17 protein-coding genes are annotated in these 23,853 nt (G+C 55.5%); 8 read left to right on the plus strand and 9 right to left on the minus strand.

Annotated elements, in window-relative coordinates; genetic code table 11:
* Position 1 precedes the first annotated feature (1 nt).
* Both P8935_RS12065 and P8935_RS12070 read right to left on the minus strand, forming a co-directional pair.
* Positions 2 to 1,372: a GGDEF domain-containing protein gene (locus tag P8935_RS12065; protein ID WP_348265254.1), complete on the minus strand. Its 1,371-nt coding sequence runs from the start codon at positions 1,370 to 1,372 to the stop codon at positions 2 to 4.
* Between the two features lie 205 nt (positions 1,373 to 1,577).
* Positions 1,578 to 1,994, minus strand: coding sequence for an STAS domain-containing protein (locus tag P8935_RS12070; RefSeq protein ID WP_348265255.1), 417 nt, complete (start codon positions 1,992 to 1,994; stop codon positions 1,578 to 1,580).
* A 466-nt stretch (positions 1,995 to 2,460) separates the two neighbouring features.
* Here P8935_RS12070 and P8935_RS12075 point away from each other — a divergent pair, with 466 nt between their 5' ends.
* A complete protein-coding gene (locus P8935_RS12075; protein ID WP_348265256.1) occupies positions 2,461 to 4,359 on the plus strand; it encodes a hypothetical protein in 1,899 nt (632 codons plus the stop codon).
* A gap of 8 nt (positions 4,360 to 4,367) precedes the next feature.
* On the opposite strand, the gene P8935_RS12080 is transcribed toward P8935_RS12075, so the two are convergent.
* The 5 genes from P8935_RS12080 to P8935_RS12100 all read right to left on the minus strand — a co-directional run bounded on the left by P8935_RS12080 (position 4,368) and on the right by P8935_RS12100 (position 11,748).
* A complete protein-coding gene (locus P8935_RS12080) occupies positions 4,368 to 5,498 on the minus strand; it encodes a hypothetical protein (protein WP_348265257.1) in 1,131 nt (376 codons plus the stop codon).
* Between the two features lie 174 nt (positions 5,499 to 5,672).
* The gene (locus tag P8935_RS12085) at positions 5,673 to 8,366 is read right to left on the minus strand and encodes an ABC transporter permease (RefSeq protein WP_348265258.1); all 2,694 of its coding nucleotides are present in this window, start codon (positions 8,364 to 8,366) and stop codon (positions 5,673 to 5,675) included.
* Between the two features lie 54 nt (positions 8,367 to 8,420).
* Positions 8,421 to 8,765 carry a PadR family transcriptional regulator gene (locus P8935_RS12090; protein ID WP_348265259.1) on the minus strand — a complete coding sequence of 115 codons (345 nt, stop codon included), beginning with the start codon at positions 8,763 to 8,765 and terminating at the stop codon, positions 8,421 to 8,423.
* A gap of 158 nt (positions 8,766 to 8,923) precedes the next feature.
* Positions 8,924 to 10,720 carry a DUF885 domain-containing protein gene (locus tag P8935_RS12095; RefSeq protein WP_348265260.1) on the minus strand — a complete coding sequence of 599 codons (1,797 nt, stop codon included), beginning with the start codon at positions 10,718 to 10,720 and terminating at the stop codon, positions 8,924 to 8,926.
* A gap of 104 nt (positions 10,721 to 10,824) precedes the next feature.
* Entirely contained in the window at positions 10,825 to 11,748 is a 924-nt protein-coding gene (locus P8935_RS12100; protein WP_348265261.1) for a sigma 54-interacting transcriptional regulator, read from the minus strand.
* 627 nt (positions 11,749 to 12,375) lie between these two features.
* Here P8935_RS12100 and P8935_RS12105 point away from each other — a divergent pair.
* The 5 genes from P8935_RS12105 to P8935_RS12125 all read left to right on the plus strand — a co-directional run bounded on the left by P8935_RS12105 (position 12,376) and on the right by P8935_RS12125 (position 17,541).
* Positions 12,376 to 12,933, plus strand: coding sequence for a hypothetical protein (locus tag P8935_RS12105; protein WP_348265262.1), 558 nt, complete (start codon positions 12,376 to 12,378; stop codon positions 12,931 to 12,933).
* Positions 12,934 to 13,033: 100 nt separating this feature from the next.
* Positions 13,034 to 13,594, plus strand: coding sequence for a hypothetical protein (locus P8935_RS12110; RefSeq protein ID WP_348265263.1), 561 nt, complete (start codon positions 13,034 to 13,036; stop codon positions 13,592 to 13,594).
* A 17-nt stretch (positions 13,595 to 13,611) separates the two neighbouring features.
* Positions 13,612 to 14,406 (plus strand): hypothetical protein, encoded by a 795-nt coding sequence (locus P8935_RS12115; RefSeq protein ID WP_348265264.1) that lies wholly within the window; start codon positions 13,612 to 13,614, stop codon positions 14,404 to 14,406.
* 8 nt (positions 14,407 to 14,414) lie between these two features.
* Positions 14,415 to 16,061 carry a hypothetical protein gene (locus P8935_RS12120; protein WP_348265265.1) on the plus strand — a complete coding sequence of 549 codons (1,647 nt, stop codon included), beginning with the start codon at positions 14,415 to 14,417 and terminating at the stop codon, positions 16,059 to 16,061.
* Positions 16,062 to 16,197: 136 nt separating this feature from the next.
* Positions 16,198 to 17,541 (plus strand): HD domain-containing phosphohydrolase, encoded by a 1,344-nt coding sequence (locus tag P8935_RS12125; RefSeq protein WP_348265266.1) that lies wholly within the window; start codon positions 16,198 to 16,200, stop codon positions 17,539 to 17,541.
* A gap of 26 nt (positions 17,542 to 17,567) precedes the next feature.
* Here P8935_RS12125 and P8935_RS12130 read toward each other — a convergent pair whose 3' ends face one another.
* Entirely contained in the window at positions 17,568 to 18,323 is a 756-nt protein-coding gene (locus tag P8935_RS12130; RefSeq protein WP_348265267.1) for an ABC transporter ATP-binding protein, read from the minus strand.
* 82 nt (positions 18,324 to 18,405) lie between these two features.
* Complete coding sequence (locus P8935_RS12135; RefSeq protein WP_348265268.1) at positions 18,406 to 19,776, minus strand: efflux RND transporter periplasmic adaptor subunit; 1,371 nt, start codon at positions 19,774 to 19,776, stop codon at positions 18,406 to 18,408.
* Positions 19,777 to 20,172: 396 nt separating this feature from the next.
* Between P8935_RS12135 and P8935_RS12140 the strand changes: the two genes are divergently transcribed.
* Positions 20,173 to 21,903, plus strand: coding sequence for a GWxTD domain-containing protein (locus tag P8935_RS12140; RefSeq protein WP_348265269.1), 1,731 nt, complete (start codon positions 20,173 to 20,175; stop codon positions 21,901 to 21,903).
* Between the two features lie 106 nt (positions 21,904 to 22,009).
* Positions 22,010 to 23,674: a carboxypeptidase-like regulatory domain-containing protein gene (locus tag P8935_RS12145; protein WP_348265270.1), complete on the plus strand. Its 1,665-nt coding sequence runs from the start codon at positions 22,010 to 22,012 to the stop codon at positions 23,672 to 23,674.
* Positions 23,675 to 23,853: the final 179 nt, after the last annotated feature.

Consider the following 23,853-nt stretch of genomic DNA (forward strand, 5'->3'; position numbering starts at 1 on the left):
TCTACGCGAGAATCAGCCGCTTCTTGGCTCTCTTATCTTTGTACATTGCTTTGTCAGCTCGAGCCACAACGCTCTTCAGCGTTTCATCCGCTGTGGCATCCGTGGCGGCGAAACCCATGCTGAGACTTAGAAAGAAGCGATTTCCGGCATGCAGTGTCTTCGCGGCGGCGGCCGAACGGAGGCGATCGATAGAGATAGACATTTCCTGCGCGTCGAACTGCCCGGCCACCACAAATTCGTCTCCGCCAAGGCGGCCGATGACGTCGGTTTCGCGAAAGGTTGAACTGAGAAGTTTGGCGGTTTCGATGAGGGATACTGAGCCTACACTGTGCCCAAGTTCGTCATTAATGATCTTCAAATTATCCATATCTATGAAAAGCACTCCGAAGGGCAACTTGGCGCGACGAGCGAGGCGAAACGCCTGTTCGGCAAACAGGTTGAATCCTCTGAAGTTGTATAGCCCTGTGAGTTCATCGCGAAGCGTGAGGTCATGTATCTCGTTCTGCATCCCATTCATGAGCCGTACGAGAAAAAGCAGGAAAACGAACGAAATCGCAGTTGCCGCGGACGTAAGGATTGCGGTGGCGTAACGCGCAGGAACCAGTTGGGCATTCATCAGGCGCGCTCGCCCCAGCTCCCGGAGGAACGGCAAAATGAGGAGAATCGGCGTGACGATTCGTGCCACGCGGCCGCCCATGCCGCTTCCCATGAACACTGAGAAGATCCCAAACTCGGCACGACGCAGGATCGAAACCAAAGTCAAGAGCACGAGGCAAATGAGTGTTGGAAACGAAGGAAGGTTTACGTTGGATGAACCTGGAATGTGAGCCATCTCAAACAAGGACTCAGACAGCAAAACAAGCACCAGAAGCGCCAGCAGAGAGGTGCAGACGTCTGCAATACGGCCTGACACATATCTGCGGACGGGCGCAAGCAGGATCACAATCCCCAGCAACGCGAAGGCAAACGCTGAGGCCATTCCCGTCTGCTGCTGCACTACAGATTGAGGGCCGTCAAGGAAGTGATCGAGTTGCGAGAGAGCATGGAATGAGGGTGGCCAGAATCTTGTGCACGCGACCAAGGTGGTCAGCAACGCAAAAGCTGATCCGATGCGGCGTGCATTGAGCGAACGGTTATTTTCAGTGCACAACAGCGCGAGCGTCGCGAAAAGTATTGCAATCGCGGAAGAAATGCGCATGTGCAGCAAGCCCGCGGGCAGCAGATGGTTCATGAAAGCGATGGATCGCGAGAGCAGATTAATGATGACGATTTGGATGGCAAGAACGAGGAATATCTGTTCGATGAAGTAGGCCTTGTGGAGCAAATTCTGGCTCGGCTCATCTACAAAGAACGTTTTGGACTCAATCTGCATGAATCAGAAACACCGCGACCTGGGCGAAGAAGTGAGAGAGAGCTGAAATCCTTGATTTATTGACCTATTTTTATCACTTTAAGGGGCTTTGACGAATGCAACTTCCGTTTGAGCGTGATAGCCCGGATTGTTCCCATTCAGGAGATGTATTTGTACCCGATTTGGACTGTGTGGCGCAGTTTGCCTGCGGATGGGGGGGACAAATCTATCCATGAGATCTGGGACGCGGGAGGCGGGAAGCCTCATCGACCGTGGGGGTCATCGGGAAGAGGTGATCGGTCCTGGTGGTTTTGAGCAACTGCAGGACACGCGGTGTGACGCCCGCGGCGATGAGGTGGATTCCCTTGTTTTGGCAGCGGACAAAATGGCCGATGATCAATCCCAGGCCACAGGAATCCATATAGGGAACTTCAGTGAGGTCGAAGATGTTGACCCTGGGAGTGGCGTGGGGCGGATCGGACTCGAACATGTTGCGCAAGGCGACGGGAGTGAGTGCGGAGTACATGTCGCGAGCAGTGAAAGGGCCAGAGAAACGAAAGATGACTGTCTCGTCGGCAGGGTTATCCTTGCGCTCGATGGTGAAGGTGGAACCTTTCCAGACTTCAGCTTGCATACTGGACATTCAATCTCCCGCGACAAAAAGCGGTGCCGTGTTCTGGGCAGTGAATCGGGTCAGATGCCCGCGCAATGAAGGAGAGCGCCTTCGGCAGAGCTAACCGATACAATCCTCGGATTGTTACTGGTCGAGAGGGAAAAGGCAAGCCCAATCTTGCGACTTGTAAGCACTTTGCGGCAAACGAAGTGATGCCGGTTACATACAAGCCCACCGATTCGCTCGCTAGAATCCTACCTAATTAATCAACTTCTAGAACGCTCCTGCCGATCTTGCGAAATCTTTCCCGCAGAGAGTCAGGGGTGGATCCTGCTGCATTGAAACCAACCCGTGGTTACGCGGGTGGGGAGCAGTCTTGTTGCCTTTGTTTTCCTTGGGTTTCGTGCGCCTACCATTCTGTCCCGTAGATCGGGTCAAGAAGGTCCATTCTCGATTTGATCCTCACTCAGCGACGGTTCCAGCCCCGCGCTTGGTCTTGGCGCGGTATCTTTCCCGGTTAGTGGTTTTGCCGGTTGTCTTGCTCTGTGCTGTCGGTTTCTCGCTGCCTTGTCACGCTGCGGGCACAAGCTACTACATCAATAATTTGCCCGGTTCGAATTGCAGCGACGGCGGTGCGCATACGATGGCGCAGCCATGGTGTACCTTCGACCCAGCCAACCGTCTAAGGTCGTTTTCGGCAGGCGACCAGATCCTTCTGGTGCGGGGAGGCTTTTGGGACCAGGAATTGTCCCTGGCAGGACGCGGGACGTTAATTGAACCGGTCACGCTTGGGGCATATGGAACCGGCCCGAGTCCAAAGATTCTGCGCAACCAGGCGGTGGGTGACATCTGTGTTCTTCTGACGGATCCCAGCTATTGGAAGATAAGTGACCTTGAAGTTGGCCGGGCAAGCGTGGGCATCCTTTTGCACTTCACGCAGCTCTTCAACAATGGAGTCGCGATCAGCAACATTGATGCGCATGACAATAAGGGAATATGGGCGGGTCATTCGACCGAATATCCGGTGTCGCATCATGTTATCGATCCGTTCGCGTCGAGCCTGAATATCAATCTATCGTCGGGAATTCTATTCAATGTCGCTGCCTATGTGACTTATTCGAGTTCGCAGTATGTGCTGAAGGGCGTGACAGTAAGCGACGTGCGTGGAACCAACAACCTGGATAGCGTAGCGTTCGATGCAGAGTCCAACACCATCGACAACCAGGACGGGCACAACGCCTTTCAAGATGTGAAGCTAAACGGCCTGATTCTTACGGGCGATAACGGAGATGCGGCGAAGGCTTATGCAAGGGCAGGATTGGGATGTAGCGATTCGCTGCGACTATTGGGGATGACAAACGTGACGGTGATGAATTCGGTCTTGTTCGATGAGGCAGGATGTCACACCGAGACGGGTACTGCCGCAGTGATCCTCGGTCGCGTGAGTCATGTGACGTTTGTAAACAACATCATTTTCGGCGTACCGGCGTCGGGCAGCCCGGATGAGACTGCGATCGACTTGGAGTGGTCAGAGGATCATGTAAGTCTGCTTGCAAATCTGTTTGCGGAGAACGCAGGTCCGGCGGTGGAGATTCTGAACATTCACGGAGGGGACCATTCGAGCGACCTGGATTTCAGCGGCAATACCTTTGTCCAGAATGCTTGCGCACGTCGGCCCGGCGCTGCCGGAGTGTGGGAGGACAATAAGGGTCGCGGATATGGAACTCCCGTGGGAAAGATTCGCAATAACCTGTACTTTGAACCGCATGGAAAATTCTTTGGTGGACGAAATGTCGGGTCAGTTTCAGATGTGAACAATGTAGGGACAATACAGGCAGCTAGCTTTGCTGCGGAACAATTCTCCGCAACGCAAGGTCAAAACAATTGGCGATACCTGCACGAAACAGCAGATGGATCATGGGCGAATTTGCCTACTTATGCGGCCGGAAACAACAATGGAGCATGGGAAGCGGGTACTGCGCAGTATGTGAGCGCCTTCAATATGGCGCCAGTAACCTGCACCAACCATCACAATTGCGGAGGAGTAGCGCGCGAGTGGATCGCGTCTCGCGCGGGCACCATCCGCATCCGCGGACGCGTGATTAGGAGCGACGGACAAGCTGGATCTGGCGTGAGAGCGGCAGTGAATTTAGTGTCTGGCGGAAATACGACGCTTATCTGGCCATTGCAGGACGGAAAACAACTCATCCCGAGCACAGATCAGATGGGATATGAGACGGACGTAGACGACATACACGTTTTCGCTGGCGATGTGATTCGATTCGAAGTTCATGCGAGCGGTGACAGAATCAACGATGCAGTCAGTTGGACTCCGTCGATTGGATACGTAGGTTCAAGCTCGAAACACACGAACCTTCCGCAAGATGGGCTTTAACGTATTGACTATTGCAGGAGTGCCTGACTCTTCAGGAACTCGCTTAGCGCATCGCTGCTTAATTTATTGATGTCGGCAGGTGGCCACGCGGCGTTCCAGATGAGGTAGCCACCCGGAATGGTCAGCGACTTCTGGCGCGCGCCTATGGCCGTAAGCGCGGTGGTGATCCAGCCGCGGTTCTCAAGGCCGTAGAGAGTCTCGGATGAAGCCTTTGGGTCGCGGATGTCAGCAACGTGTTCCCCCATGTGCGCGATGGCAAGGGCCAGAGCATTACCCTTGAGGCGACTGGAATCAAAAGTGCAGTTATAGAGAACGCCGTCGGGTGAGGCGTGAGAGCCTTTCTGCTCGAGACGCAGAGACGCTTCGTTCATTCCGCTGAATACTACGGTGACACCATTGTCTTCACCTTGTTTGCCAAAGGCAGCCGCGGCGCGCTCAACCTGATCGCCAAGAGGACTGCTGGCGCCGAATACCTTGGCGAATGCGTGGACTGAGGCTGTGGCATCACCCGAGGGAGAGTCGGTGCTAGTTTCGGACTTTGTGATTGCAGCGGATTTGGAATAGTCGATTTCGCGAGCGGTAGCATCGGTGACGGACTGAAGCACGAGACGCACCGGATACGCGTTGAGATTGCCGAAGCCGGTGATGTCGATGATCTTTCCTGCCGCGTCACGGCGCATATCCGGCTTTACAGCATCGATACGGCCGATGAGGGTGGCACCGACTTCAGACTTGGTGCAACCGAGGCACATGTTGTTGCCCTTGTACGGAGCGGCGAGAAGGGAGTCGAATTGCTTGAAGTCCTTGCTTTTGTCGAGCGTGATGGGAGCGCGATCAGCGGGTGCAACGGTGCCTGCGAAATTGGCGGCGGGCTGCAACTGGAGAAGCGCGACCGGGCCGGACTTGGCTTTTGTGCCTTCAGGATAGGCAAGCCAGATGCCGCCGATATGGTACTTGCAGTCTTCTGCTTTGATGATGAATTCATCGAAGCCGGAGGATACTGTGGCCTTGATGCGGACGGTTTTGCCGTTGAAGGATGAAGGATCCTTCAGGACATCGCAGACGGTGGTGTCGACGGCTTGAGCGTGAAGGGAAGTGGCGACGAGGCAAAATAGAGCGATGTGAACGAGGTGCTTCATCAGTGGCTCCCGGATGCATTTGCAGAGCCGGACAAAGAGACCGAGGCTTCTGCTTAGAGTTTGTGTGGACTGACAAGGGTAGCATGATGCGGCTGGAACTGTGCTTTCCCACCCAAGCGGAGCTTGGATGGTGCGCCCAGTTTTGTGCTTAGGCAGAAACCGTGAACTCAGAACTCACTCGACTCTGAGAGCTACTACGGGATTTACGGCCGCGGCACGTCTTGCGGGTAAATAGCTGGCGAGTAGGGCGGCGGCGGTGAGAATGAGGGGCACCGTAAGAAACGTAAGCGGGTCGAGGGGGCTGATGTCAAAAAGAAGCGCCTTCATGGATTGCGTGAGTGCTGCCGCGGCTGCAATGCCGATGGAGACTCCGATGACTGTCAGGGTGAGGGCGGAGCGGACGAACATCCACTTCAGTTCGTTCTTCTGCGCGCCGAGAGCAAGGCGGATGCCGATTTCACGGGTGCGCTGAGCGACGGCGTAAGACAGGACTCCATAGATGCCGATGATGCCCAGCGCGAGCGCCATGGTGCCGGCGATCGCGAGCATCGTGAGTGTGAAGGAGGTGCGCGCCATCGACTTCGAATAGATTTCCTGCATGGTGCTGGGTGTGGCCACAGGAAGATTGTTATTCACAGACCAGACCGCCTGCTGAACATCGCCGATCAGCGATTCTGAACCGGCGCGATTGGTGCGGATGGCAAACGTGACTTCCCGAGGAGCGTCAAGGGTTGGTGTCCGGGTATAAGGGCTTTCGAGCATCGCCGGCCAATAGACGATTGCTGGAGCCTTCTCATCGACGCCGTTGTGGCGCACATCCTGCACAACGCCGATGACCTCGACCCAGGGCATGCTTGAGAACTGACGGACCCGTTTGCCGATTGCGGCAGATGCGGGGCCCCAGTTTTCGCGTGCGAAGTTCTCTGAGACGATTACATATCGATTGAGGTTGTAGATATCGGACCATGTGAAGTCACGTCCGGCAACCATGCGCGTGCCTGCAGTCTGGAAGTATCCCGGCGACACGTAATTGAACATGCGCAGTGGTGGTTCGCCGCCCGGATAGACTTTGCCCTCGGCGCCTATCTCATCCCAGTTAGGTTCGAAACCTTCCATGGGAGCGGCTGCAGCAAATCCAACCGATGTGACGCCGGGGACCGCGGAGATTTTGTCGGCGATCTCGTTCTGCTGATGTGTGACAGTGCGTGGATCGGCAACAAGCAAATCAGGAATATAGATATGCATGAGCTGCAGGTGATCTGGATCGGTAAACCCTGGCTCGACGTTGCGCAATGCGGCAAAAGTGCGGATCATGAGCAGGGCGCTTACCAGAAGAACAAGAGCCATGGCGACTTGGGCGACGACCAGCACACTGCGTGAGCGCTGGCGCACGCGTCCGGCGCTGGCGGTGCGGTTGGCGCCGGAGAGAGCAGCAGCAGCGCGCGTGCGGGCGTACTTGATTGCGGGGATCGATCCAAACAGCAACCCGGAAATCACAGACAGCGCAAGGGTGAATGCGAGCGCGTGGGCATCGAGTGTGACTTCACTGAGGCGTGGCAGATTGACTGGGCCGAAAGCGACTAGAAGACGCAATCCGGCTGACGCGACACCCAGGGCGAACACGCCGCCGATGAGCCCGAGCAGGACGCTTTCGAAAAGAAGCTCTCGAACGATGCGCGCACGACCCGCTCCAAGTGCGGCGCGAATGGAAAGCTCGTGCTGACGCGAATCTGCTCGAACAAGAAGCAGGTTCGCAATGTTTACGCAGGCGATGAGCATCACGAGGCCGACAGTGGCCATGACCACCCAGAGGACATTGGAGATGTTGCCGATGACCTGCTGCTTCAACGACCGGAAATGCGGTGAGACCTTCCAGAGATCGTAATAGTGGGGATTGGTGCCGGGACCATTGGAGAAGGTATCCATCCAGGTAGAAATCAGGCGGCCAATGTCGCCGTTGGCCTGGGCGAGCGAGATGCCGGGTTTGAGACGGCCGATGCCGTTGTATCCGAATCCCGCAAGTTTGAGGTTGCCGCGATCGAACTGCAACGGAGCGAGCATATCGAAGTCGTTGTCGACTACACGAAAGCCGCGCGGCATGACACCGATGATCTCGCAGGTTTTGGCATCAAGCTGAATGCTACGACCGATTACGTTGCGATCTCCGCCGAAACGCCGCTGCCAGTAGCCATAGCTCAACATCACGCGCTTAGCGCCGTGCGGGTCCTGATCGGCTTGCGAGAGCCAGCGGCCGAAGGCGGGATGGATGTCGAGCGTCTGCAACACGCCATCAGTGATCAGCAAGGTATGCACCTGCTCGGGCTGGGCGATGCCCGTGACATTGGCGGTGCTGGGAGCCCACACACCGAGCGATTGAAAAGTTCTGTTGTGCTCGGAGAAAGTGAAATACATCGAAGCAGAGAGACGCAGGCCACTCTCAAAATTCGCCAGCCCCGGAGCTCCCGGAGCGTCGAGCCAGAGCGCGGCAAGCTGGTTCGAATCGGGGTAGGGAAGAGGCTTGAGCAGAACTCCATCAACGACGCTGAAGACGGCGGTGTTGGCCCCGATTCCGATGGCGAGTGTGAGGAGGACGGTGACTGTGAATCCCGGAGACTTGCGGAGGCGGCGCAGGGTGAATTTGAAATCAGCGAGCATAGACTCGAGTGCGCGCCACTGCCACTGTTCGCGGCTGCGCTGCTGGACAAGGGCGACGTTGCCGAATTCGCGACGGGCGGCTTGCTCGGCCTGTTTGCGAGGCATGCCTTCGGACTCGAGTTCGTCGGCGCGCTCCTGGATGTGCTCCTGAACGGAGACGTCGATGTCCTGATAGCGGCGATTGCGACCGAAGAGCCGGGGAAATGGGTTCATCGTGATCTCCTGCTAGTTATGCGTCCAGGTTTTTTATCCTTGCCCTGGCTTTTATCAGCGCGGTGAAAAGGCGAGCACGCGCGTGATGCCGTCGAACATCTTGCCGAAGCTGGAAAGTTCTCTCTCGAGGTGCCGGATGCCCGCATCGGTGAGCCTATAGATGCGTGTGGGACGGCCCTTTGCGGAAATACCCTCGTCGGATTCGAGCAATCCTTCGCGAAGCAAGCGTTGCAGGGCGGGGTAGAGAGAACCCTCTTCGACCTGCAGCAGTTCGTCGGATACCTGCTTGATGTGTTTCACCAAGGCGTATCCGTGCATCGGCTTGTGGCGGAGAGACTGCAGGATCATGATTTCGAGCGCTCCAGGGAAGAGGTCGCGGTCGTCAGGATGTTTCGCCATGGAGAGATGGTAGTGCTTGGATACCTATTTTGTAAATAGTTATGTAGACACAGGTTTGTTTTAGAGGTATTTCTCTGTTCCAAAAAGCCAAGAGTGCACAGCCCCGCTGGGATTGCGGGTGTGTGGTGGGGCCACTCGGAAGTGCGCCGAAAATTCGCTCACTTCCCAGTGGATTTCTGAGTGGCGATCCAGTTTGTGATGCGTTCTTCGAGGACGTCCAGGGGCAGGGCGCCGGAGTCGATGACCTGGTCGTGGAAGGTGCGGATGTCGAACTTGGACCCTAGTTCCTTTTTTGCGCGGTCACGGAGTTCGAGGATTTTGAGCTGGCCGATTTTGTAGGCTAGAGCCTGGCTGGGCCACGCGATGTAGCGATCGACCTCAACCTGAACATCTGTTTCATCAATGGCGGAGTGGTCGTGGAAATAGTCGACCATCTGCTGTCGTGTCCAATGCTTCGAGTGCACCCCTGTATCAACCACAAGGCGAACGGCTCGCAGGATGTCCCCTTCAACGCGGCCATAATCCGAATAGGGGTCCTGGTAGAGCCCGACATCCTTGCCCAGCCGCTCGGCGTAGAGACCCCAGCCCTCAACAAACGCCGTGTATCCCTCAAACTTGCGAAACTCCGGAAAGCCGGTGAGTTCCTGGCCGATGGAGAGTTGCATATGATGGCCAGGCAAGCCTTCGTGATACGCAATGGCTTCGACTTCATCAAGATTGCGGTCGGAGTGATTGTGAGTGTTGATGAATAGACGGCCGGGCCGACTGCCGTCGGGCGTGCCGGATTGATAGTACGCGGTGGCCGCGGTCTTCTCGATGTAGTCAGGAACAGGGACAACCTCGAACGAAGTTTTTGGCAATCTGCCGAACAGTTGCGGCAATCTCGCTTGCATAGGAGTGAGGTATCCCCGATACACAGCTAACAAAGCCTCAGCCGAGGATGGTTTGTTCTTGGGGTTGGCCTTGAGACTGGCGCGAAAGCTTGCCAAATCCTTGAAGCCGAGTTTCTGAGCGATGGTCAGCATCTCGGCTTCATCCTTCTTCACTTCTTCGAGGCCGATCTGATGAATCTGGTCTGCGGTAAATTTGGTTGTCGTCGTGCGGCGAATGAGGAAGTTGTAGTATTTTGCGCCATCGGGAAGCGCAGAGATGCCAGGCTCGGCGCGGCCGGCGGGGATGTAGGCGACTTCGAGGAAGCGGGCAAACCGGTTGTATGCAGGTTGCACTTCCTTGGTGATGGCGGCGAGCATTTCGGTCTTGATTCGGGCCTGTTCCTCGGCAGAGATGGAGGCCGGAAACTTCTTGAGGGGCAGAGCGAGCGGGGAATCTTCCGGCTTCTGAGCCGCGAGTTGCTTCACTTGTTCCAGGGCTTTTTCAAGAAGGAATTTTGGCGGAACGCGTTTGTCGTCGATGCCGATCGACATCTCAGCGGTCACCTGCTCGAAAGCCTCGGGGATTTTATGGAGGCGCGCGATCCAATCGTCGTAGTCTTTTACGGTGGTAAAGCTAAACTCGGCAACCAATTGCGGATAGATGCTGTAAATGCCCCCCATCTGGTTTACCGGCATCTCCCACTCCTTGAATTCCGCTCCTTCCTGGTCGTCCGCAATATCGCGCATCAGGAGTTCACGGCTGGTCTTGTCCTGATCTGAGAGGCCAGTGGGATCGATGGCGGCGAGCTTCATCAGGTATTCCTGTTCGGTCGCAAGCCATTCGTTGATCGCCTTTACGGAGAAGTCCGAGACCTGATCGTTGTAGCGTTTGTCGCCGATCGAGGAGGCAAACTCCGGCTGATTTTTCAAGACGGATTCCCAGTAGTCGTGGAAGAGCGTGTGCAGCGCCTTAGTGCGATCTTCCGGATTTGTGGGCGCATTGACGGCCGGCGAGAGCTGCGCGAAAACACAGCAGGAACAAGCGAGCAACATGGCGAACGCGAACGAGGAGATTCGTTTCAATGGAGTGGACCCCTAGGTGAAGTTACCGGACCGGCATCGGGATGACACGAGTGTAGAGCACCTGGGTCCAAGAGCGTAGAGCAAAGAATTGTGCGGAGATGCGGCTAACGAGAGGGTTGAGCTTCAACCTCGAGAAGGCGATAGAGCGTGGAACGGCTAATGCCGAGCTGGCGGGCGGATTTGAGTTTGTTGCCGTGGTTAAGATCGAGGACCAAGCGGATGTGGTTTTGAATGACGGCGTCGAGGTTGAGAACGGTCGGCGGCTGAAAACGTATGTGAGACAAGGGCACAGCGGCGGCTACGATAGGCAGGTCCTCTGCTCGGATCAAGCCGTTGGCCGATTCAAGGACTGCGGATTCGAGGACGCTGAAAAGTTCGCGCGCGTTGCCGGGCCAGTCGTGTTGAAGAAGACGAGCAGTCGTGCCTGGAGCGAAGCAAAAGCGTGGGATGCGATAACGCTCACTTAAGCGTTCGAGAAACAGGGCGGCTAGGGGTGCGATGTCTTCGCGGCGTTCGCGCAGAGGCGGGATGGAAAAACGAATCGCTGTAAATCGAAACGCAAGGTCAGGGAGGAAGCTGCCGTTGAGGGCCATGTCGCGCAACGAAGTTTCAGACGAGGCCACTAGACCTAGTCTTCCAGCGGGGCAACTTTGCAGCGATTTGAGAACGCGAAGGAGAAGGGCTTGGCCGGGAGCGGCGAGAAGGTCGATTCGATCGAGATATGTGAAGCCGGTGAGGAACTCCGGATCGATATCTCTGAGAAGCCATTCGCGTACGTCGCAACGAAAGAAGTTAGAACGCGCAAACGCGGATTGAGCGTGAAGCACGCGTGCGAGAGTTTCCTTTCCCACTCCGGACTCGCCTTCGATGACGGCCAATTCGAGATGGGGCGCGACGGTAGCAACCTGTTGAACGAGTCTGCATCCCGATGTGCTGATGGCGAGAAATTGAGTTGCACGGGGAGTGGCGCCGGGTCGATCGGCGGCGGGAAATCGAGGTTGCGACTTTACCAGAGTCTGCATCGGCATATGCGCAGGCTGACCTTGCGTCCCTGAATTCTATGCACGGGCTCGCACTGGATTTATCGGCGAAGTGAAGGCTGAACGTGAGCGGAAAAAACGTGAGAGGAAGAGGCAGATTGGGTCTCGGAAAGAATGTAGATACAAGCAAATTGACCTCTAGCCGAAACTCTGTCAATTGTTGCGGTTACGGCTGCCAAGGATGAGTTCCTTGTGGACAGGTTCGAATGGCGGTGTCGCATGAAGAGTTTTTCCCACCTGATCTCTTACCAAGACGACTTACTGTGCCGTACAAATACAGCAATATCCTAGAGTTACTAACGATACGGTTACTATAGTCTTAGCCTTTCCACATCAGGGTCATTAGCGGGATGGTTTATTTAAGCATATTACTATCAATAGCTTAGAGATATTTCACAGAAAACGCAAAATGGCGCGAAACGTCCTTTTTTTGGATGAATTCCCAAAAAGGAGATCGTTTATTACCTAAGTGCCATTGGATGTGTGTTTTGCTCCTCCATAATCCCCAAAGGTTACGAGATGCCGGCATCGTCCCCAACGGTTACGAAATGCCAGCATCATTCGGGCCTTCGCGAACAGCGAAAGAACTGCTGGTTAACACCTACATTCGGAGGAATGATGAAAATTGGAAAGATCCTTTGGGCTGTGATGGTCGCTTTCGCGATGACACTCTCGGCCTCGATAGCATCTGCGCAGTTGAACTCAGGTGCGCAGACGATTGCCTTGAACGCCAACTTGGCTGAATCGCTGACCCTTACTCTTTCGGCGACCACGGTGAACTTTACGTTAAGCGCCGGTAGCGCCAACAACGCCGGTTCTGCCGGTGTCACGGCCACGACGGCGTGGACGCTTGCTCCGGGTCGGACTGCAGTGGGCGTTTATGCCTATTTCACCAGTGCAACAGCGGCCTTGACCGACGGCGCGGGAGACAACATTCCGTCTTCTGCCTTCTATATCGCGGACAATGCGGGTGCTTCCACCGCACTGACCAACACGGTTGCTTTCGGTGCCGCAAATGCCGGTCTCAAGTTGGCGAATGTGGCGATCACGGGCGCGAATCGGTCATCGAGCCGCACTGACGCCATGACTTTCAACATCAACCTTACTGGCGGCACCCTGCCTCAGCTCAGCTACACCGGAACGCTGAACATCCAGGCACAGGCCACTCCGTAAACTTCGCAGAATTGCATTCGGCAAAGGCGGGAAACCGCGAAATCGTGGTGGGCCCGCCTCCAGCCTTTATCTCGAATCGGTACTAAGAAGGAAACGCTCAATGCGGATACAGACGAAACTCGGAACGATGGCAACGGTGCTTCTGGCGGCTGCGATGTTTGCAGCACCCGTCAGCGCACAGGTGCGGAATTCGGGAGCTAGTCCCATCGCGTTGAATGCAGTCCTTTCTGACTCCATTACGCTCACGTTATCTGGCAATGCGGTGAACTTTACTCTGGTCGGTGGCAGCGCCAGCAATCCGGGAAGCACGGGCATCACGGCTACCACCACATGGGTACTCAGGCCGAGCGTGAACAGCCTGAAACTCTACGCGTTTTTCAGTTCATCCACCGCAGCGCTCAGCGATGGCGCCGGGCACTATATTCCCTCGGCCGATTTTCAGATCTCCGACAATGGGGGCGCATTTGCCGCCCTTACGAACAGTGTGGTCTTTGGCGGAGCCAACGCCGGACTACAGGTATCGTCGGTGCCGATCAGGGGATATAACAAGACGGGCACCAACAGCGACGTAATGACTTTCAACATCAATCTGGCGCCTCTACCGACTCTGCCGGCCGGCGTATACACAGGGACCCTGACCATCCAGGCTCAGGCGTTCTGACTCCTCGAGGCAAGAATATGTACGGAAGCTCGATTGGCCATTCATTTCGCCTTTTGACCAGTGGAATATTTGCCCTTGTGCTCAGCGCGAGCGCCGTGGGGCAAACTGTGCGTCCCGTGATCAGCGAGCTCGGCAATCCAGCGAAGGGCCGCGTGGAGTATGTAAACGACGGTCTCACGCCGCTGAATGTTGTACTCGAGGCGAAGAGTTTCACCGTTTCGGAAAACGGTGAGCTCAGCTACCGGCCTCTGGACCCGGCAATTCATTTGAAGCTCTCCGCCACCAGTTTTCGGATTCAGCCGCAGCAGACCTACTACGTGTTCTACGAAGCAAGCGCCCCACCCAGTCCAACGTGGTTTGTGATCTATGCATCATTCACGGGGTTCGCGTTCCGCACCGCGCAAGGAATGAATGTGCGGCTGCAGTTACCTCACACCGTCTATCTGCTGCCGAAGCAACGGGCAGAGAAGGCCGATGTCCGCGTGGTGCGGGCGGAACTCGATGCGCATGACAACAAGGTCCTTCTAGAGGTCGAGAACACAGGCGACAACTTCGGGCGGGTGATGCAAACCCAGTTGATGAGCGGGAAGAAGAAGCTGGAAGCTCCAGGTTTCCCAATCTTCCCGCACAGCAGGCGTGTTCTCGAGGTACCACTCGACGCAAAGTCTGAAGGGGATATTGTTCCGACGGAAGTAAGTTTTCAATTCGATAACTTCAAGATCGAAGGGAAGCTGCAGGTTAAAACGAATAGCAATCTTGAACTTGCTTCAGGATTGCCCTCAGTGACAGAAGGCACTGGGGAAAAGCCCTAGGTATTGCGATGCGTCTGCAAATCGAATGCGCGCTCCTCGTGCTGACGATGCTGCTGGCCGGAAGAGCGAACTCCCAGGTATTTCGCGTGCAGGGCGGAACATCGACGATGCTCAATGCGCAGGGCGGATCGGTCGAGTTCAAGGCCCCTAAATATGATGGGAGCGTAAATTTGGGCTACTTCGAAGGGCATCTGCGCTTCGGAGCCGAGAACCGTTATCAGTTTCAAAGTTTTACTTTGCTGACCGGCGATGAGACAGTCCCGTTTATTCTCCCTACCGACGTGTTCGACGCCAGCCACTACTTTTCCGTACGCGGTATCGGTGTCACCCATAAGGACAGCATCGTAAAGTATTACGCTTTTGGTGGAACGACATCGACGTGGCTAGGCACAGGCCTGTTCAACGCGGCCACCAGCGACGATCCTGTCGGCATGTTGTTCTACGAAAGGAAGATCAATGATCATTTCAAATTCTTTTCACGGAATATCGTTTCGCGGCAACAGACCTTTCTGCAGGGACTGGAATATCAGCCGAACCGATCTGTAAAGGCTTCGCTCACCGCCGGCATGGGCTCCAATCAGAGGTATTTCGCCGCCAGCTTGGATGCGGAGACGCAGAAGCTTATTTTCAGGACGAGCTATGTGCTGACCGGTAACTCGTTCCAGCGAATCTCACTGGCCAGCCCGTTAAGTTCCGAGGTTAATAAAGGGAATGTGCAGATGCTGTACAAGCCGCTGGAATTCGTGGCACTCACCGCCGGGCACCAGAACCTTCTGGAGCCGATAACGCTAGGCGGAGCGATGCAACAAGCCTCTGTAAACCAGCTCTCTGCCGACTTCCACGCGGAGAAGTTCTATTTCGGGAGCGGGTTGTTTTCTTCAAGTAGCTCCGGACTAAGCACACAGGGAACGAATCTGTACGTGGGGCGCCGCTTCGGTCGACTGCTTGAGGTCAACGAAAACTGGTTTCAGAGCAAGTCGCAAGGTCAACCCAGCAGCAGGATTCTTTCCGGAACAATTCGAGAGAATTTTTCTTCACGCATGAGTTTGCTGCAGCTGATTTCACGCACGAACGGGCAGACCACTTTTGCCTTTGGCGGGGACCTGACGAGCAACCGCCTGATGCTGCAAGCCGATTATCAGAACATATACCTGCCATTTCGTCCCGATCATCCGTTTCAACAAGCATTGGCACTGAACGCCTCGGTGCGGGTCGTCGGGCCGATGCAGATTACAGCTGCCTCAAATGTGGATCCGACCGGACATCTGCGTTATACGTTCGGGATGAGTACGTATGTATATCGCATGAGTGGTATGACGTCCGCGCATTCCGAATCTTTCTCGATTGCAAAGTTCCTGGTACAAGGCCTCGTAAAAGATGACCATGGCAATCCTGTTGAGGGTGCGGCGCTGCACATTGGCAAGGAAGTGGTCTACAGCGACAGCACTGGCGCCTTCCTGGTGCGCATGGGAAAGCACGGGCCATTTCCGCTGAGCGTTGTGCCAGACGAGTTCATCATCAACGGTGTGTTCGAGACCGTTTCAGCTCCCACCAGTGTGCGAGCTGAAACGGAAGATGCCGCCGCCAACCAGGAGATCGTGATCCGCCGCGTTCCGCCGCAACCGATGAAAACCATGGCAACTAAACAGAAATAAAAGGCGGATGCGCGAGGCCTTCAGCCAGGCGTTCTTCGCGCGTACGAAAACTCACTGGTTGATCCGGAACCACATCTGACCGTTCTAAACTGCTCAAGACGGTTGAAGCCACGCAAGAAAGGCGTCCAACTTTGCTATGAACGACCAGCAATTCTCCGATAAGACGATAAAGCCGACAGACAGATCCGGCTTCAGGCAACATGTAGCAACATGTGACATAGGGTTCAAGCCGGGAGCCAGCTTGGAATCGCCGAATTCAACCGCTCCGGCAATATCCCAGATCGCAAATACGGAATCGTGCGAAAGCAGAATCCCTTACAATCAGTCGTCAATTCTGGTCGTGGATGATGAATCGCCCATCCGATTACTCATCGGGTCTACTCTCGAACGCTGGGGATACCAAGTGCACCTGGCCTCGAGTGGTAACCAGGCGAAGGAAATGATTGATCGCGATACCTTCGACCTGGTTCTCACTGACGTGATGATGCAAGATGGTGATGGCCTCACCCTGCTTGATTGGGTCCGTACAAAACAACCTGGACTTCCAGTGGTGATGGTTTCGTCGGCATCCGACATTGGCATGGCCATTGATTCCATGCATCGAGGGGCCTGCGACTACCTTTTAAAGCCCTTTGATCACAGGAAGCTGTTCGAGACAATCCGACGTGCCCTCGATCAGCGTCTCGGAATGCTTAAAGCGCGCGAGTATCAGCTTAAGCTGAAGCAGGAACTCCGCATACGTACAGATATGCTTCGTTGGGCTGTAGAAGATCTGCAGCGTACTCACGACCTGATGTTGTTGACGCTAAGCGACGCACTTGATTTGAGAGACTCAGAAACAGAAGGACACTCCAAACGGGTGACGGCATACAGCATCGCTCTGGCCCGCGCCTTGAAGATCTCTCCTCTGGAGATCAAAGTGCTTGCTCAGGGTGCTTTGTTGCACGATGTCGGGAAGATTGCGGTTCCCGACGCCATCCTGCGAAAGCCTGGCAGGTTAAGCATCGAGGAGCAGGATATTATGCGCACGCATTGCGTGCGTGGGCACGAAATGTTGCGTAAGATACCCTTCCTGGCTGATGCGTCGGAAATTGTCCTGGCTCACCACGAGCGTTTTGACGGGACTGGATACCCGCACGGCTTGCGTGGAAGCAAAATCCCGCTTGGGGCGCGCATCTTTGCTGTGGCCGACAGCCTGGATGCGATTACCAGCGACCGTCCTTATCATAAGGCGCGGACGTTCGCCGCAGCACGCGAGGAGATTCAGACCGGTGCTGGTGCGCAGTTTGATCCCGAGGTGGTGGTGGCATTCACGAAGATTGCGTGCGATGTATGGCCCCAGCTTCGCGCAGAGACCATATGCGAAGAAAGAGATCACACTGTACTTCGAGAAATATTGTCGAATCTGCCGGACTTATCCGGACTACAGGATCTAATCGCAATGAGCTTTTCAGATGCGCAAGAACCCGCGATCCACTGAGAGTGGCATCTGACTGGAAGCGCCGGCTAGGTGCGGAATCGCTTCGACGGCTCGTCGGAGTAGATCTGGCCATCGCGAATGTGCACGACACGGTGCGCGTATTCGGCAATGTCAGGCTCATGGGTGACGAGAACAATCGTGTTGCCCTTGGCCTGAAGGGTGTCAAAGAGAGCCATGATCTCGATGCCGGTCTTCGAATCGAGGTTACCGGTAGGCTCGTCAGCAAGGATGATAGATGGGCTGTTTACGAGCGCCCTTGCTACCGCGACACGCTGGCGCTGTCCGCCGGAGAGTTCGTTCGGCTTGTGGTTCATGCGTGACTCGAGGCCGACGCTGATGAGCGACTGCTTGGCGCGCTCGATGCGTTCCGCGGCGGGCGTGCCGTTGTAGATCAGCGGCAGTTCGACGTTGTGTAGCGAACTGGCACGCGAGAGTAGATTGAATGTCTGAAAGACGAATCCAATTTCCTTGTTGCGAATGCGTGCAAGCTCATCGTCATCCAGCTCGCTGACCAACTGGCCGTTGAGCCAGTACTTTCCCTTAGAGGGCGTGTCGAGACAGCCGATGAGATTCATCAGCGTTGACTTGCCGGAGCCGGACGGCCCCATGATCGCAACGTACTCGTTGTGCTTGATGCGCAGGTTAACGCCGCGCAGGGCATGCACCTGCTGTTCGGAGCCCATGTCGTAGGTGCGCCACAGGTCTTCGACAACGATCATGTCGCCGTTCGGTCCAGCGGATTGCTGCATTTCAACCTCGGAGATGACGCTGTTCAGAGCCATGTGAACATTATCCTTTGCTGCCTTTGCGTCCAAGCACTTTGCTAAGAGTCTTTGTACTCGATCCGTTGGACTTCTCGCCGCGTCAAGCCTTTGAGTCTGTTGTGGGAACAGGTGCTGTATCTTTCTTCAAGAGCGCGCCATTTTTGAGAGTGCGCAAGGTCTTGTAGGGGCCAATCACAATCTCCTGACCGTCCTGAAGTCCGCTGAGAACCTCGATATCCGTGGCGCCGGTAATGCCGGTAGTGACGGGAACGAACTTGGCGCGCTGCTTTCCGTGAGCGTCTTTCTCGAGAACGTAGACACCCTGCACCGGCGCGACCTTCGGCGCGGAAGTCGTGGACGCAGCTTCAACGCTTCCGCTATTTGCCGGCGGAGGAGGCGTGTACATCGTGAGCGCCTGAATGGGCAGCGACAGCACGTTTGATTTCTGGGCGGTGGTCACCTTGGCGGTAGTGGAGAGGCCAGGGCGCAGCTCATCGGTCGGCGTGTCAAGGGTGACGACGACCTTGAAGTCCTTGGCTTCTTCAGTTCCTGTAGTGGATTGCGAGGTGGCTACACCTGTAGAGCGGAGCAATGCCTGGTCGCCTACCAGCGTTACATGTCCCTTGAAGCTCTTTCCGGGAATGGCGTCGACGCTGACTTCAGCGGGTTGGCCGATCTTGATGTTGACGATGTCGGTTTCATCTACCTTGACCTCGGCAGTGACTACGCTCATGTCGGCGATAGTCATCAGCGTTGATCCCTCGGCATTCTGAATCCCGACAACCACCGTTTCTCCTTCGCGAACAGGGAGGTTCGTAACAATGCCATCGAACGGAGCGATGGAAACGGTTTTGCTCAAGGCATCTTCATTGAAGCGGAGCTGAGCCACCTGCTGATCAAGATGCCCGCGCGCCGAAGCTGTCTGGGCCTTGGCCTGGTTCAATTGGGCCTCGGCTTGCGATACCGATGCTACATCGGTGTCATAAGCGGCTTTCTTGGCGTCGTAATCCTGCTTGGCCATGATGCCTGCCTTGAGAAGGCTTTGTGCGCGATCCCAATCGAGCTGTTTTTGCTCGAGGTCGGCCTTGGCGTGGGCAACGTTGGCTTCAGCCGTCTTTTCGGCAGCGATGTACGAAGAAATATCGGTCTTAGCGGCAGAGATGGTCGCTTTTTGGGACTGGACGTTGGCCTCGGGCTGCACATTCTCGACGGTGGCGATCACCTGACCCCTCTTAACGTGGTCCCCTTCTTTCACGTAGAGGTGCGTAATGCGGCCGAACGAAGTAGCGCCCACGTTGACATAGGTCTTCGGCTTGATCTGGCCGGTGCCGCTGACGACCGTAGCAAGGTCCTGCTTGTGAATCTTAGCGGTGAGGACCTTGGTGTAACCTGACTGCTGCTTAACAACGAAGACGGCAACAAGAATGATGGCCACAATAACGGCAGAAACGATCAAAAGAATCTTTTTCATGGACGCTGCTCTACTCCCGGATGCTCCGAAGTAATTCTACGCAAAACCCGCTCACTCGGTTCCCAACTAGCCCCGAATTGACAAAATTCGGGATTCTTAACCTTGCGGTTTCATGGGCGTGGGCGGAATGGACTTGTCCCGGAAGATCCCTGAGGGCATCAGGCCAAAATCGCGCACGGCTGCAGAGCTGATTAGAAGAAAGTGCGGGTCTACCTGATTGACGCAAAGGGAGTGGGATTTGTCGCAAAATTACATGTATTTTCCGCCAAAAAGAAGGGGTTTTGAGGTGACCGATTGGTTACCTGTTCGTCCAAAGTGCAGCGACTGTGCCATCATGCCTTGCTCCGTACCTTTTGGGCCCGTAGAATAAGGCACTGTAGGGAGTTCTCCGACGCAATGAATTTTAATGGCCGTTCGATCCTATTTGTCGCACTCGGCTGCGGCCTCATCTTTGTTCCTGCTCGCAATACCCACGCACAACAGGCACCAGACCCTTCGTTGCAGACTCGGCCTGCTTCTGGCCAGGATCAGGAACCCGATCCTCTGAAGCGTCAGCGGTCCGACGAAGAGAAATTCAAGGCGCAAAAAGAAGTCCGACAGGAAATCACGATCGCTTACAAATCCTGGCTCGATCAGGATGTTGCTTACATCATTACGGATGAAGAGCGGAAGGCTTTCAAGAATCTTGCCAATGACGAGGAGCGCGAGGCGTTCATCGAGCAGTTCTGGCTGCGGCGCAACCCCAATCCCGACTCTCCCGACAATGAATTCCGCGAAGAGCATTATCGGCGTATCCAGTATGCCAATGACCATTACGCAGCCGGAAAGCCGGGTTGGAAGACGGATCGCGGCCATATGTACATCGCCTTCGGCCCACCGGATTCAATTGAATCTCATCCTTCCGGCGGATCTTATCAGCGTCCCCAGGAAGAAGGCGGCGGCGAAACCTCAACATTCCCCTTTGAAACCTGGCACTATCGCTATATCGAAGGTGTCGGCGACAACATTGATATGGAGTTTGTGGATACCTGCCAGTGCGGGGATTATCACTTCACCATCGACCGGAGCGAGAAGGACGCCCTGGCTAAGACGCCGGGAGCGGGCTTGACGCAGTGGGAAGAGATGGGGATGTCGAAGAAGGCCGATAGGTTCAAAGGCGGCTTTGAAAACCTTGGCGCCGGGCCGCTTGGAAGCCAGAACCAGTCGAAAGAGTTTGATCGCATCGAGTTGGCTGCAAAGCTGTTCGCCCCTCCGCCGATCAAATTCAAGGATCTGGAGAGCGCGATGAGCGAGCACAAGCTGCTCACCGGACCGATATTCCCGTTTGATGTGCGCACGGATTTTGTGAAGGTGACTTCAAGCACGGTGCTGGTGCCGGTCACGATCCAGATCCGAAATCGCGATATCACGTTTGTGACCAAGGACGGTGTTGCGAAGGGCGTGGTCAACGTTCTGGGTAAAGTGACTACGTTGACTCATAAGACGGTGCAGACCTTCGAGGACACAGTCGAGGTGGAGCAGCCCGCGGAACTTCTCGAGAAGTCACTGGACCGCAAGTCTATCTATTGGAAGGCCGTACCTCTGCTTCCGGGCCTCTATCGGTTGGATATCGCGATCAAGGACGTGAATAACGCGGATCACATTGGTATTTACGGAAAGAGTCTGGATGTGCCTGCCTATCATGACGAAAAGCTTGGCACTTCGTCCCTTATTCTGGCGGACCAGATTTATCCCGTCAGTTCGCACGACATCGGCCAGGGCAGTTGCGTTATTGGCAACATCCACGTTTGTCCGCGGGTTACCCAGAATCCGGCTACCCCGGTAAGTTTTAAACGCAGCCAGGACTTGAACTTCTGGATGCAGGTGTACAACCTGGGTATTAATGACCAGACCAAAAGCAACGAGGCGAAGGTAACGTACCAGATCATTGATTCGGCAACGAACACGGTTGTCTTTGAGAAAGAGCAAGATTCCAAAGACTTTGGCGAACATAGCGACCAGCTCACGGTGGAAAAAACAATCAAAGTGGCTGGTCTGCAACCGGGCAAATATAAGGTGACGATCAAAATAAATGACGAAATCTCAAAACAAGAGATTGCGCAATCGGCACCTTTTGTCGTGGAATAGTACGAGGGTTCCGCAAATTGGGTTAACCGGCACGAGATCGGGAAACCTGCGGGCAATTAATTCCCAAGACTTGAGCCAGGACGCCGCCGGGTCACCAATTCGAGTGATGATGCGCAGGCTCCAACTCGTATCCATGATCGCGCTGTTTGTCGTGGCGTCGTCGCCACTGCTCGCTGCGTCAGGCGGTTCAGTCTCCGGAGTTATTCGCGACTCCAACGGCGTCCCCCAAATGGGCGCTGTTGTGCAGTTGCTGAGGCCGGATATGAGCGTTCTCGCCTCGGCCTACACCAGCAGCAAGGGCACTTACACTTTCGCAGACATTCTCCCGGGCAAATACGCAATAAAAGCCATGGGCGCTTTGTTCCTTCCATCGCTCAGGGAGAACGTACGGGTTCGCGCTAACACCGTGGTAAACCTGACACTGAATACGCTCTACGAGGTAATGCAGTGGCTGCCCGCTGAATCCCGTGCGGCGAATGCGCCTGGAGATGACTGGGAATGGACGCTGCGCTCAGCGGCGAACCGACCTTTGCTGCGCTGGCTCGAGGATGGACCGCTCGTCGTGGTATCGGATAGACCGGGTGCGCGTCCCAAGCTGAAAGCGCGGCTTATGGCGTCGGGACAGGAAGGGACCTTCGGCGAGAGCGGTGAGCGCTTTACCGCCAGTGTGGAAGATACACCTTCAGACAGCCGGGAACTGCTGGCGCGCGTGGATTTTGCACCTGATACCGACGCCGGAATGGAATCGATGCTTGGCTTCCGTCAAGACCTGGGGTTTGCGGGCGCAGTCGAGTCGATGGCTGCGATATCGATTCACCCTGTGGTTGAAGGATCGGGCGGCGAGGGCCTCGACGAAGCGGCAATGCGTGGTTCCGAAAAGATAAATCTCGGAGACGAATTCGAGATCGATGCCGGAGCGCAACAGGTGATGGCGCGGTTCAGTCAGAATTCGCCGAACACGATTCTGGAAACGCTACCTTTTGCCACAATCGCTTGGCACGGCGGAAATTCGACTGTAAGTTATCGGATGGCGACTGCTCCTTCCGTTCCAAATCAGGATGAATCGCGAGCGGGATTCTACCTGCCGCGGGTATCCATGCACGACGGGCAACTTGCCTTGGAGCACGGCTTCCACCAGGAGATCGGCTGGGAGCGGCGAACCGATGCTTCAGGTGTGTCCTTCCTTGTTTTCTCAGACAATACTGAGAACCCGGTGATTCAGGCGAGCGGGCGATTTGGGAACAACTACGGCGTCCTCAGTGATCCTATGAGCGGATTGATGCGCGCCGCGGGACAGAGTTTTTCGAGCGCCGGTGTGATGGCGGCCGTGGAACATCGTGTAGCAGGCGGCAATCGCATTCGCGTCAGTTATGCCAACGGCGATGCCCTGGTGATGCCGGCGTCGGTACATCCAACTGCCCTGAGCCAGGTGTTTAGTGCAGCAAAGCCGCATCACGCGCAGATGTATGCCATTTCGCTCTCCGGAAAGCTCGACGGAACCGGAACGCGCTGGCGCGCAAGTTATCGTTGGCAGCCGGCGGATACGGTCACTTCCATCGCGCAATATTCTGTCGGCGCGATCGAGCCATATCTTAATCTGCATTTACGCCAATCAATCGGTGCGCACCACGACGGTTTGAATGTTGAAGCGCTACTCGATGTGAACAATATGCTCGCGCAGGGATACCGGCCTTATTTAGTAAATGGCAGCATGCTGGTGTTTGCGCAGGATCAGCGCAGCATCGGCGCAGGCGTTGCGTTTACCTTCTAAAGCGATTCAAGCCCAAATCGAAAACTCATGGCATTCTCGCGAGGCAAGTGTGCAATGCGAAAGCTTGCATGGCTGGCGATTGAGGATTCAAGCGATCCGGCAGTGAGCTTTGGTGACCGGCTCTCGCTGTGTTATATTTTTGAAGGATCAGTTGAGGATTTTTCGCCTGATCTGCGCTT

It is taken from the genome of Telmatobacter sp. DSM 110680 (assembly GCF_039994875.1).
Classification (GTDB): domain Bacteria; phylum Acidobacteriota; class Terriglobia; order Terriglobales; family Acidobacteriaceae; genus Telmatobacter.

Coding starts and splice junctions, on each gene's coding strand:
- P8935_RS12065 (WP_348265254.1), bottom strand. CDS start 1,372: ATGCAGATTGAGTCCAAAACGTTCTTTGTAGATGAGCCGAGCCAGAAT.
- P8935_RS12070 (WP_348265255.1), bottom strand. CDS start 1,994: ATGTCCAGTATGCAAGCTGAAGTCTGGAAAGGTTCCACCTTCACCATC.
- P8935_RS12080 (WP_348265257.1), bottom strand. CDS start 5,498: ATGAAGCACCTCGTTCACATCGCTCTATTTTGCCTCGTCGCCACTTCC.
- P8935_RS12085 (WP_348265258.1), bottom strand. CDS start 8,366: ATGAACCCATTTCCCCGGCTCTTCGGTCGCAATCGCCGCTATCAGGAC.
- P8935_RS12090 (WP_348265259.1), bottom strand. CDS start 8,765: ATGGCGAAACATCCTGACGACCGCGACCTCTTCCCTGGAGCGCTCGAA.
- P8935_RS12100 (WP_348265261.1), bottom strand. CDS start 11,748: ATGCCGATGCAGACTCTGGTAAAGTCGCAACCTCGATTTCCCGCCGCC.
- P8935_RS12105 (WP_348265262.1), top strand. CDS start 12,376: ATGATGAAAATTGGAAAGATCCTTTGGGCTGTGATGGTCGCTTTCGCG.
- P8935_RS12110 (WP_348265263.1), top strand. CDS start 13,034: ATGCGGATACAGACGAAACTCGGAACGATGGCAACGGTGCTTCTGGCG.
- P8935_RS12115 (WP_348265264.1), top strand. CDS start 13,612: ATGTACGGAAGCTCGATTGGCCATTCATTTCGCCTTTTGACCAGTGGA.
- P8935_RS12120 (WP_348265265.1), top strand. CDS start 14,415: ATGCGTCTGCAAATCGAATGCGCGCTCCTCGTGCTGACGATGCTGCTG.
- P8935_RS12125 (WP_348265266.1), top strand. CDS start 16,198: ATGAACGACCAGCAATTCTCCGATAAGACGATAAAGCCGACAGACAGA.
- P8935_RS12130 (WP_348265267.1), bottom strand. CDS start 18,323: ATGGCTCTGAACAGCGTCATCTCCGAGGTTGAAATGCAGCAATCCGCT.
- P8935_RS12135 (WP_348265268.1), bottom strand. CDS start 19,776: ATGAAAAAGATTCTTTTGATCGTTTCTGCCGTTATTGTGGCCATCATT.
- P8935_RS12140 (WP_348265269.1), top strand. CDS start 20,173: ATGAATTTTAATGGCCGTTCGATCCTATTTGTCGCACTCGGCTGCGGC.
- P8935_RS12145 (WP_348265270.1), top strand. CDS start 22,010: ATGATGCGCAGGCTCCAACTCGTATCCATGATCGCGCTGTTTGTCGTG.